Origin of the sequence: Paenibacillus oenotherae, assembly GCF_019443105.1 — a bacterium.
GTDB lineage: Bacteria > Bacillota > Bacilli > Paenibacillales > Paenibacillaceae > Paenibacillus_Z > Paenibacillus_Z oenotherae.
In genome coordinates this window covers 1-12,932 of record NZ_JAHZIJ010000035.1, presented here as the reverse complement: position 1 = coordinate 12,932, position 12,932 = coordinate 1, and the positions used below count along the sequence as shown (strand labels likewise).

The following is a 12,932-nucleotide window of genomic DNA, read 5'->3' as shown; positions in this document are numbered from 1 at the left end:
AGGAGGATATCATCATTGGAACGCCGGTGGCGGGCCGCCCGCATGCGGACTTGGAGCAGGTCATCGGCATGTTCGTCGGGACACTGGCGCTGCGTAACGAAGTGAAGAAGGAAGCGACGTTCCTGGAACAGGTGGCGGAAGTGAAGCGTCGGACGCTGGAAGCGTTCGAGCATGCGGACTACCCGCTGGAGGAACTGGTGGAGAAGCTGGACTTGGAGCGGGATATGAGCCGTAATCCGCTGTTCGATACGATGTTCGCGATGCAGAACATGACGGAGGCGGAAGCTTCTTACGGGGGCGGTCTGAAGATGACGCCGTACGGAGGAGGCGAGGAAGCGGCGAAGTTCGATCTGACGCTGCAAGCGTCGGAGATGGAAGGACGGTTAGTATTCCAACTGCAATACCGGACGTCGTTGTACAGGCGAGCGAGCATGGAGCGACTGGCGGGTCACTTCGTGCAGCTGCTGACGGAGGCGACGTCAAAGCCGGAGGAGCGGATCGGGGAGCTGTCGCTGCTGCCCGAGGAAGAGCGCGAGCGACTGGCGGCGTTCAACGGGACGGAAGCGCCGTATCCGAAGGAGCAGACGATTCACGGGCTGTTCGAGGAGCAAGTAAAGCGAGCGCCGGAGCGTACAGCGCTGGTGTACGGAGAAGAGCGTCTGAGTTACGCAGAGCTGAATGCCCGTTCGAATCGTCTTGCACGGAGACTGCGGGAGCAGGGAGTCGGAGCGGATGAGCTGGTGGGTATCGCGTTGGAGCGGTCGACGGAAATGATCGTGGCGATCTTGGCGGTGCTGAAGGCGGGAGGCGCGTATGTGCCGATCGACCCGAGCTACCCGGAGGAGCGTATCCGCTACACGCTGGAAGACGCAGAAGCGAAGCTGGTGCTGACGCAGACGGATTTGGCGGAGAAGTTCGCGGGCATAACGGAATCGTTGCTGGTGCTGGAGCGCAAACTGCTGGAAGAAGGAGACGGAACGGATCTGCCGGAGGCGGCGGGAGCAGAGCATCTGGCGTACGTGATCTACACGTCGGGCTCAACGGGTCGTCCGAAAGGGGTTCTTATTGAACACCGTCATGCGGTGAATCTTCTGCATAGCTTGCAGCAGTCGTATCCATGCTTGGAGCAGGACAGCTATTTATTGAAAACATCGGTTACTTTTGACGTTTCGGTAGCGGAACTGTTCGGATGGTTTCTTGGCGGGGGACGCCTGATCGTTCTTGAGTCCGGCGCAGAAAAAGAACCGGAGTCTCTGATTCGTACGATGAATAAGCATCAAGTTACGCATGTCAACTTTGTTCCATCCATGCTGTATGCGATGATGAGCGCGCTGGAACAAAGTGAAATTGGCTTGCCGGATACGAAGTATATATTTTCTGCGGGGGAAGCTTTGACGGCTGCGCTAATCCGTCAGTACTTCCTGTTGAGAAAGCAAAGCAAGGTTATGGCGGCACTTGAGAACTTATACGGTCCGACAGAAGCGACGGTGTATGCATCCCGATACGCCATTTCAGAGGAAGATGGCGAACGATTGCGCATCCCGATAGGGAAGCCTTTAGACAACATCCGACTCTATGTCGTAAATTCCGAATTGAATCAACAGCCGTTTGGGATATTGGGCGAGCTGTGCATTGCGGGAGCAGGTTTGGGTCGCGGCTACTTGAACCGACCGGAGCTGACGGAAGAGAAGTTCGTGAATCACTGCAATGGAGAACGTCTTTACAGAACGGGCGATTTGGTCCGACAGCTATCGGATGGAACGATTGAATATTGGGGACGAATCGACCATCAGATAAAAGTGAGGGGCTACCGGATTGAACTTGGTGAAATTGAGGCGCGCCTGCTCAGTCATTCGCAAGTTCAAGAAGCGATCGTTGTAGCGTTAAAGGACAGTGACGGAAATAACGATTTATGCGCTTACGTAACCATTGGGGGGAATATTGGTTCGGCGGACCTTCGAAGCTACCTCGGCAAGGAATTGCCGAACTACATGGTACCCGTATTTATTGTGCAGTTGCAGCAAATGCCGCTGACGCCGAATGGAAAAGTGGACAGGAAGCGGCTGCCTGTTCCTGACCGAAATGTGGTGGCAGGTGAGAGCTATGTAGCGCCGCGGACGGAGCTGGAAGCGAAGCTGGCGGAAATCTGGCAAAGCGTTCTTGGCTTGGATCGGATCGGAGCGAGGGATAATTTCTTCGAGCTGGGCGGTCATTCGCTAAAGGCGACTGCACTTGTTGCGAGACTGCACAAAGAGTTGCATGTCCATCTATCATTGCGAAGCGTATTTGAGGCTCCTACGCTGGAGGAAATGACTAAACGTATAACGGGCTATGAATCGAGCATGTACGCTTCAATTGAGGCTGTCGAGCAAAGAAGCTGGTATCCGGTCTCCCCTGCGCAAAAACGAATGTATTTTCTAAATCAGCTTGGCGGCTCTCAGCAGAGCTATAACATGCCAGGCGCTTATGTGGTAACGGGTGAACTGGATCAACAACGGGTGGAGGAAGCGATTCGGAAGTTGATTCGTCGTCACGAGCCGTTGCGGACCTCATTCGAACTGCTTGACGGCATTCCAGTGCAGCGTTTGCATGATGAAGCGGTCTTCTCTCTGGAAACGGGAAAATTGCCTGATGCTGATGGCAAAACGATAGCCGATTGCCATGCGGCGTTCATACGGCCATTCGATTTGAGCCGAGCCCCGCTGTTGCGGGCAGCCGTTATGACGCTGTCCCCAGACCGCCATCTTTTTCAAATCGACATGCATCATATTATTTCGGATGGCCTCTCACTAGACGTGATGGTCAAGGAATTCGAGCAACTATATGCGGGCGAGAGCTTGCCGGAGCTGCGCATTCAATATAAAGATTATGTCGTTTGGCAGGAGCGGATGGCACAAAGCAATGAGATGAAGCAGCAGGAGAAGTATTGGCTGGATATGTTCCAAGGCGAATTGCCGGTGCTTGATCTGCAAACAGATTTTCCACGGCCTGCCGTACAAAGTTTTAAAGGAGACGCTGTTCATTTCACAGTCGGGTCTGCCGTCACAGATGGATTGAGACTGATCGCGCAAGAGACAGGAGCCACCTTGTACATGGTGCTGCTAGCAGCCTATACGGTGTTGGTGTCGAAGTACAGCGGACTAGAAGATATTGTTGTCGGGACACCAGTGTCAGGCCGTCCGCATGTTGATATGGAATCTCTTATGGGGATGTTTGTTCATACATTGGCGCTGCGCAATTTTCCAAAGGCCGATCTCTTGTTTGTTGATTATGTCGAAGAGGTGAAGCAGCGGACAATAGATGCGTTTGACCATGCGGAGTATCAGTTGGAGGAATTAATTGAAAAGCTGGGCGTGGCCAGAGATCTAAGCCGCAATCCGTTATTCGAGACGCTGTTCGCCTTCAGAAGCAAGCCTTCGCTCGGTCAGCGTTCGTCAGAATGGACAATTGAACCGTACGAGATGGCCGATAGCGTCGCCAAGTTCAGTTTGTCCTTGTATATTCTCGAGCAGGAGGAGGACATTGTTTGCTCCTTGGAATATTGCACGGCGTTGTATAACAGGGAAACGATTGAACGGATGAAAGAGCATTTTTTGAATGTGCTGGGTACCGTTGCCGCAAACTTCACCGTTCCTCTTCATGATATTAAGCTTATTTCGGAAGATGAGCAGTACAGAATCGTCCATGAGTTTAATGACACCTGGACGCCGTATCCTGAAGAAATGACCGTCGACCTCCTATTCGAGGCGAAAGCGCAGAAACATCCGGAAAAGCTTGCAGCGGTTTGGGGAGAGAGCCGGTTGACATATGGCCAGCTGAACATCCGAGCGAATCGTCTGGCCCATTCGCTGATGCGGAGGGGAATTTGCGCCGGCACGGTAGTCGCAATCGCTGCGGAACGCTCACTGGAAATGCTCGTTGGGATTTTGGCGGTATTAAAAACTGGAGCCGCTTATCTCCCAATCGATCCTGACCAGCCAATGGATAGAATCCAATATATGCTTGAAGATTGCGGGGTTAAGTTTGTTCTTTGCCAACCGGGATTCGAGGGGAAGATGCCGGATGTAATGGAGAGGCTGGCGATTTCCGCTACGGATTCTTATGGGGAAAGCGAAGGTTGTTTAATGCCAAGCTGTGCGGCTGGTAATGACCGGCTTGCCTATGTGATGTATACGTCCGGTTCCACGGGCAAACCCAAAGGGGTAAAGGTCAGTCATAAAAATATTGTTCGTCTCGTATGCGGCTCCAATTTTGTCGATTGGAATGAATGCGGAAAAATATTGCAAACAGGCGCAATCGGTTTTGATGCGACGACCTTTGAAATTTTTGGCGCTTTATTGAACGGGGGGACCTTATATCTGGCTCCACTGGCGGAACTGCTGGAGCCTGTCTCGCTTCGCCAGCTCATTCAATGCCACCAAATTACAGCGATGTGGCTAACTTCCTCGTTGTTTAATTTTTTGTCGGACAGCACAGAGCGAGTTTTTGAGGGGATCCGGGTGCTGCTTGTAGGAGGGGAGCCGCTCTCTCCGAAGCATGTTGCGAAAGTGATGAGAGAGTATGATTCGATTCAAATCATTAATGGGTACGGACCGACGGAGAATACGACGTTCTCCACCTGTTACACCATACCAAACCAAGAGTTCGCTGCTATTCCGATTGGGCGTCCGATCAGCAACTCCAAGGCGTATATTTTTTCCTCCGGCATGCAGCTGGCACCGATCGGCGTGGCTGGGGAAATTTATGTCGGCGGCGACGGAGTCGCGGAAGGCTATTTGAACAATCCGGAGCTGACAGCGGAGAGGTTCGTTCCTGATCCCTATGCCCCCAACGGCAAACTATACCGTACAGGTGATTTAGGACGCTGGCTGTCAGATGGCAATATCCAATATTTAGGCAGAATTGATTCCGATCAGGTCAAAATTAATGGTTACCGCATGGAGCTTGCAGAGATTGAAACCGCTTTGAACCGTCTGGAGGAGATTCAAGAAAGCGCCGTTATCGCTTGCGAGAGAGAGGACGGTTCCAAGTATTTAAGCGCATTTCTCGTTCTGATGCCGGCATGCTGCGATGCGGCAGACATTCGAAAGCGTCTGTTGGATTATTGTCCAGGCTATATGATTCCTTCCTATTTCACGACAGTAGATAAGCTTCCGCTGACTTTAAACGGGAAGATTGACCGCGCTGCTCTGCAAGCATTGGAAAAACCCAAAGCAGAATCCGGTCGTTACGAAGTGCCAAGAAACGAAGCGGAGACGCTGCTTGCGACGATATGGCAGTCTACGCTCGGTATTGAGCGGATCGGCATTTATGATAATTTTTTTGAATGCGGGGGCGATTCTATCAAGGCGATTCAAATGGCCGCGCGTCTCCAGCCGCATCAGTTAGAATTGTCAATTAAGGATATATTTCAGAATCCTACTATTGCAGAGCTAGCCAAATATTTGAGGAAGAAAGAAAGCATTGTCAGTCAGGAGCCCGTTGAGGGAGAGCTGCTGCCTACCCCAATTCAAAAATGGTTTTTTGAGAGGGATTTTACGGAGCGCTATCATTTCAACCACTCCGTTATGATGCGGTCTGACTCCGGTGTTGATGAAGCTAGGCTGGAGAAGGCTTTGCTGGCTCTAGCCAATCATCATGATGCTATCCGCATAGTAGTTATCGAAGAGGGAAAACGGTTATATAACCGACCTGCGGATTGCGACAGGCCGATTGCTTTTGAGGTCAAAGATCTCAGAGGTGCAGGCAGCGACATGGATCTTATTAGAGAAGAAGCGGAAAGGCTGCAGCGAAGCGTGGATTTGAGCAACGGTCCTCTGTTGAAAGCTTGTCTGTTCAAGACAGAGACATGCGATTATGTACTGATTGTGCTGCATCACTTGGTCGTTGATGGAGTATCTTGGAGAATAATATTGGAGGATTTAATGTTCGGATATAAAAACTCCGATCAGCAAGAAACGATCAAACTGCCGCTCAAAACGCATTCTTTTATGCAATGGTCCCGTCAGCTTGAACAATATGCGGAAAGCCGCTCGTTATTGCAAGAAAAAGCATATTGGGACCAAATCGAGTCAGTCGAGCTGGAAGAGATCCCTCAGGATTACACGGTCCAAAACAATTTGACGGCCGATAGCGGGGCAATATCTGTCTTCCTGTCCGTGGAGGAGACCGAACAGTTACTCCGAAATGCTCACCGGGCCTACCATACGGAGATAAACGATTTGCTGCTTACAGCTCTCGGTCAGGCTGTCAAGGAATGGTCTGGTCTCCAGCGGGTGCTGCTGGCCATGGAGGGCCATGGCAGAGAACAAGTTGTCGAGTCTGTCGATATAAGCAGAACGGTGGGATGGTTTACCTCCATGTATCCGGTGCTGCTGGATATGTCCCGCTCTGAACAATTGCCTTATATGATCAAGTCAACGAAGGAGATGCTAAGAAACTTGCCTCATAAAGGCGTCGGATACGGCATTTTGAAATATTTGACTCCAGATGATCGTTGGAACGGGAAACGCTACGATCGCCAGCCGCCAATTAGCTTCAACTATTTGGGACAATTTGATCAGGATATCGCAAATGAGGAGTTCATCGTCATGGATGACGAGTTGTCCGGACAGAGCGTGTCGCCGAGCATGGAGCGCTCCTGCATATTTGATATCGGGGCTATGATCGTGAACGGCAAGCTTAGTTTCACGATCGAGTATAACCGGAAGATGTATGAGGCATCGACCGTCACTCGTTTCGCAGATATGTTGAAAGATCAGTTGCTCCGGATCATCGATCTCTGTCTGAATCAGAAGGAAGCCGAAAAGACGCCTTCCGATCTAGGTTACGGAAAACTCGCTTTGGAAGAGTTCGAGCACTTAAAGAAAAAGCTGTCTATCAAATTGGCAGGAAAGAAGAAGTAGGAGGAACAAAAATGGAAATTTCCAAAATGTATCGACTGACGCCGATGCAGGAAGGGATGCTTTTCCACTCATTATATGATCCGGATTCTCCATATTACTTTGAGCAGTTTCATTTCGCCGTTAGGGGACCATTTCAAGCAGACCTTTTCGAGAATAGTCTAAATGCCATCATAGAGAGGTATGAAATTTTTCGGACGCTGTTCATTCATGAAGAACTGGAAGAACCTTTGCAGATTGTATTGGAAGAGCGTCCTGTTGCGTTACAACTGGTGGATCTGATGCATTTGAGCATTGCTGAGCAGGAGAATTACATTGAACAATTCAAGTGTAATGACAAGCTCCAAGGTTTTCGGCTGTCCGAAGATGAGCTGATTCGGGTTGCCGTCCTGCGGACGGAAGAAGGATGCTCTCATCTCATTTGGAGTTTCCATCATATTCTGATGGATGGCTGGTGTCTGGCCATTGTCATGAATGAGGTTATGCAAATCTACTATTCTTTGCAAGAAGGGACCGCACCTAAACTCGGCACGATTTACCCGTATAGCGACTATATTCGCTGGCTGGACAATCAAAGCCCGGATGAGGCCGAAAACTATTGGAAGGCTTACTTGCAAGGCTATAATCAGGCATCTTCGTTGCCCAAACGGATACAATCACGCACGAAGTTCGATCGGAAAGAGATTGTGTTTGCCCTTGATAGGGACGTAACGCGAAAAATCGAGCAAACCGCCTCCTTATGCCAAGTAACGGTTAATACTGTTTTTCAGGGAGCGTGGGCGGTCATGCTCTCGAAATACAACCAGCTTGAGGATGTCGTTTTCGGTTCCGTCGTTTCCGGAAGGCCTGCCGAAATAACAGGGGTCGAGACGATGCTCGGACTTTTTCTCAATACAATACCTGTTCGGGTTTCCTGCAAGGAGTCGATGAGCGGCGCTGATTTTTTGAAGTGCATTCAATCCAATGCGCTGGCTTCCGCGAAATACGACTATCAATCGTTAGCAAAAATTCAGGGAGACTCTGAACTAAAGGACCAGTTGTTCGATCATCTCATCGTGTTTGAAAACTATCCGGTCCAGCAATCGTCCGGGGAGGTAAGCGACTCTGCGCTAGATATTGAAATGGTAGAGGTGTTCGAACAAACAAATTATGATTTGACCGTTATCGTTGATCATGGTCAAGTGATCACTGTCAAACTTATATACAATGCGGCTGTCTATGATACTTACATGATCCGACAAGCACAAATCCATTTTGACAGGGTATTAGCCCATTTCGTTGATCAGCCTATGGCGTTGTTGAAGGATGTGCGGATGTTATCCGAGCATGATGAACGAAAGCTGCTGCAGTCCTTTAACGAAACAGAAGCGGATTATCCGCGCGATGAAACGATTCCGTCGCTGTTCGAGGCACAGGCGAAGCGTACACCGGAGCGGACAGCGGCTCGTTTCGAAGGACGGGAGCTGACTTATAATGAACTCAATCGCCGGGCCAACCGTCTGGCACGGGTGCTGGTGGAGAAAGGCGTAGCAACTGAGACATTCGTTAGTATTTTGGCGGACAAGTCGCTCGATATGGTTGTAGCTATTCTTGCCGTCGTTAAAGCGGGCGGTGTGTACGTTCCGATCGATCCGGCTTATCCAGATGATCGCATCGCTTATATGCTGGAAGACTCCGGTGCCAGGGTGCTGTTGATTCAAAGCGAATTGCTGGAGAGGCTAGCGCTCGATGTCGAGCATTCCTCACCGGCAAGCGAACAATCAGAGAAGCAAGCGGGTATCTCATTCCCAGGAACTATCCTGTTACTCGATGATGAGTCGTCATACGCGGAGTGCGATTCCGATTTGAACCAAAGCGTTCACCCGGACCAACTGGCCTATGTGATCTACACATCAGGCACGACGGGGCAGCCGAAAGGCACAATGATCGAGCATCGCAATGTGGTGCGGTTGTTTTTTAATAGTGAGCCGTTGTTTGGTTTCAGCGAACAAGACGTATGGACAGTATTCCATTCATTTTGCTTTGACTTTTCGGTATGGGAAATGTATGGCGCGCTGCTGCATGGCGGCACTTTGGTCATTGTCCCGTCCATGACGGCCAAGAGCCCGGAATTGTTCTTGAGCCTGCTGCGCCAAGAGCGGGTAACCATATTGAATCAGACGCCTACCTATTTTTATCAATTGATGCAGGTTGAAGCGATGAATCGGATTAGGGATGAAGTTCCGGGTAACGATGAAGTGCGGCAGTTAGCGGGAACAGATAGTGTGGAAGATGATCCGCTTTCGTTGCGAATGGTTATTTTCGGCGGAGAGGCATTAAATCCCGCATTACTTGGAGGATGGAAGGCGACCCACCCGGCTGTGCAACTGATCAACATGTACGGTATTACAGAAACGACGGTGCATGTGACCTATAAAGAAATCAGTGCTGTTGAAATTGAGCAAGGCGCAAGCAATATCGGTCTTCCAATTCCTACGTTGCAGGTGTATGTGCTTGATCAGCACCGTAGGCTGCTCCCGATAGGAGTTCCCGGCGAAATGTACGTTGCCGGGGCCGGCCTAGCACGCGGTTACTTGAATAAGCCCGAGCTGACAGCTGAACGTTTCGTGGACAATCCGTTTGCAACGGGGGAGAAGCTCTACAGATCCGGAGATTTGGCCCGCTGGCTTCCGGATGGTAATCTCGAATACCTTGGTCGCATTGATCAGCAGGTGAAAATCCGGGGTTACCGGATCGAGCTGGGCGAGATCGAGGCGGTTCTGCAGCGACACGAGCAGGTGAAGGAAGCGGTAGTGATTGCGCGTCAGGATAAGGGAGCGGATTCCTATCTGTGCGCGTATGTGGTTGGTCACGGCGAGATGGAAGCAGCGGAGCTTCGCCGATATGTGGGAAGCCAACTGCCAAGCTACATGGTGCCGGCGTTCTTCGTAGAATTGGCCGAGGTGCCGCTGACGCCGAACGGGAAGGTGGACCGGAGAGGACTGCCGGAGCCGGAGCGGAGCGCTATGGGAGGCGAAAGCTACGTAGCGCCGCGGACGGAGCTGGAAGCGAAGCTGGCGGAAATCTGGCAAAGCGTGCTGGGCATCGCGCAAGTCGGGGCGAAGGATCACTTCTTCGAGCTGGGCGGTCATTCGCTAAAGGCGACGATGCTGGCGGCGCGGGTATACAAGGAACTGAACGTGAACCTGCCGCTGCGGAGCATCTTCGAGGCGCCGCGGCTGGAGGAGCTGGCACAGCGGATTGGGGAGCAAGAGGAAAGCAAATACGCGTCGATCGAGCAGACGGAGGAGCGGTCGTATTATCCGGTATCGTCGGCGCAGCGGCGGATGTATATATTGAATCAGCTGGAAGGCGCGCAGACGAGCTACAATATGCCGGGGGTCTACATGGTGGAAGGCGAGCTGGACACGAAGCGGATGGAGAGCGCGCTGCGGGAACTGATCCGCCGCCACGAATCGCTGCGGACCTCGTTCGAGCTGGCGGAAGGGGAGCCGGTGCAGCGGGTGCACGCGGAAGTGCCGTTTGTCTTGGAAGAGCAGCAGTTGGAAACGGCGGAAGCCGCGATCGAAGCGTTCATGCGTCCGTTCGAGCTGAGCGAAGCGCCGCTGTTCCGTGCGCGCGTGGTGAAGCTGGCGGAGGAAGGCAAGCGTCTGTTCATGTACGATATGCACCATATCGTATCGGACGGAGTCTCGATGCAAGTGCTGGTGGAAGAGTTCGCGCGGCTGTACGGCGGCGAGGAGCTGCCTGCGCTGCGGATCCAATACAAGGACTATGCAGTCTGGCAGCAGGAGCGGCTAAGCGGGGAAGAGCTGAAGCGTCAGGAAACATACTGGCTGAAGCGGTTCGGAGGCGAGCTGCCAGTGCTGGAGCTGCCGACGGATGATGCGCGTCCGGCGGTGCAGCGGTTCGAAGGCGAGTCGATCGGCTTCGATCTGCCGCTGGAAGTGGAGGCGCGCGTGCGTCAGATCGCTTCGCAGACGGGCGCAACGCTGTACATGGTGCTGCTGGCGGCGTATGCGACGCTGTTGTCGAAGTACAGCGGGCAGGAGGATATCATCATTGGAACGCCTGTGGCGGGTCGCCCGCATGCGGACTTGGAGCAGGTCATCGGCATGTTCGTCGGGACACTGGCGCTGCGTAACGAAGTGAAGAAGGAAGCGACGTTCCTGGAGCAGGTGGCGGAAGTGAAGCGTCGGACGCTGGAAGCGTTCGAGCATGCGGACTACCCGCTGGAGGAACTGGTGGAGAAGCTGGACTTGGAGCGGGATATGAGCCGCAACCCGCTGTTCGACACGATGTTCGCGATGCAGAATATGACGGAGGCGGAAGCTTCTTACGGGGGCGGTCTGAAAATGACGCCGTACGGAGGAGGCGAGGAAGCGGCGAAGTTCGATCTGACGCTGCAAGCGTCGGAGATGGAAGGACGGTTAGTATTCCAACTGCAATACCGGACGTCGTTGTACAGGCGAGCGAGCATGGAGCGACTGGCGGGTCACTTCGTGCAGCTGCTGACGGAGGCGACGTCAAAGCCGGAGGAGCGGATCGGGGAGCTGTCGCTGCTGCCTGAAGAAGAGCGCGAGCGACTGGCGGCGTTCAACCGGACGGAAGCGCCGTATCCGAAGGAGCAGACGATTCACAGCCTGTTCGAGGAGCAAGTAAAGCGAACGCCGGAGCGGACAGCGCTGGTGTACGGAGAAGAGCGTCTAAGCTACGCAGAGCTGAATGCCCGTTCGAATCGTCTTGCACGGAGACTGCGGGAGCAGGGAGTCGGAGCGGATGAGCTGGTGGGTATCGCGTTGGAGCGGTCAACGGAAATGATCGTGGCGATCTTGGGGGTGCTGAAGGCGGGAGGTGCGTATGTGCCGATCGATCCGAGCTACCCGGAGGAGCGCATCCGCTACACGCTGTCAGACGCAGGAGTGAAGCTGGTGCTGACGCAGACGGATTTGGCGGAGAAGTTCGCGGGCATAACGGAATCGTTGCTGGTGCTGGAGCGCGGGCTGCTGGAAGAAGGAGACGGAAGTGACCTGCCGGAAGCGGCGGGAGCAGAGCATCTGGCGTACGTGATCTACACGTCGGGCTCGACGGGCCTTCCGAAAGGGGTCATGATTGAGCACGAAAGCATCGCCAACGCGCTGCAATGGCGGAAAGCGGAGTACGGGTTGAGCGAGAAAGACCGTGTGCTGCAGCTGTTCTCGTATGCGTTCGACGGATTTTTGACGAGTTGCTTCACGCCGCTGTTGTCGGGCTCTGAAGTGGTGTTCCTAGCGGAAGAAGCGAGCAAAGATCCGGCAGCGGTGAAGGAAGCGGTGAAGGAGTACGGCATAACGCACTTCATTGTCGTGCCGGCGTTATACGCTGCCATTCTGGCCAGCGCGGAAGCGGGCGAATTGAAGACGGTGAAGCGGATTACGCTGGCGGGCGAAGCGGTGACGGCGAAGCTGGTGTCGGAAAGCCGCAGGTTGACACCGGAGACGGAGCTGATCAATGAATACGGTCCGACGGAAAACAGCGTGGTGACTAGCTTCAATCGGGGACTGGAGAAGCAGGAAAGCCAGGCGATCGGCCGGCCGATCGCGAATGTGCACGTCTATATCCTTGATCGGAAGGGCTGTCTGCAGCCGATCGGGGTAGCCGGAGAGCTATGCATCGCGGGAGCGGGCTTGGCGCGCGGCTACCTGAACCGCCCGGAGCTGACGGAAGAGAAGTTTGTGCAGCATCCGAACGGAGAGCGGCTGTACCGGACGGGAGATTTGGCGAGATGGCTGCCGGATGGCAACCTGGACTATTTGGGCCGGATTGACGAGCAGGTGAAAATCCGGGGTTACCGGATCGAGCTGGGCGAGATCGAGGCGGTTCTGCAGCGACACGAGCAGGTGAAGGAAGCGGTAGTGATTGCGCGTCAGGATAAGGGAGCGGATTCCTATCTGTGCGCGTATGTGGTCGGTCACGGCGAGCTGGAAGCAGCGGAGCTTCGCCGATATGTGGGAAGCCAACTGCCGAGCTACATGGTGCCGGCGTTCTTCG

At 53.3% G+C, this 12,932-nt stretch carries 2 protein-coding genes; both read left to right on the top strand.

The window, feature by feature from the left end; genetic code table 11:
* Window positions 1-8: 8 nt before the first annotated feature.
* A complete protein-coding gene (locus K0T92_RS24290) occupies window positions 9-6,905 on the top strand; it encodes an amino acid adenylation domain-containing protein (protein ID WP_343223789.1) in 6,897 nt (2,298 codons plus the stop codon).
* 11 nt (window positions 6,906-6,916) lie between these two features.
* Window positions 6,917-12,932 (top strand): non-ribosomal peptide synthetase (locus K0T92_RS24285; protein ID WP_219875217.1); only part of this gene is annotated, 6,016 nt, incomplete at its 3' end.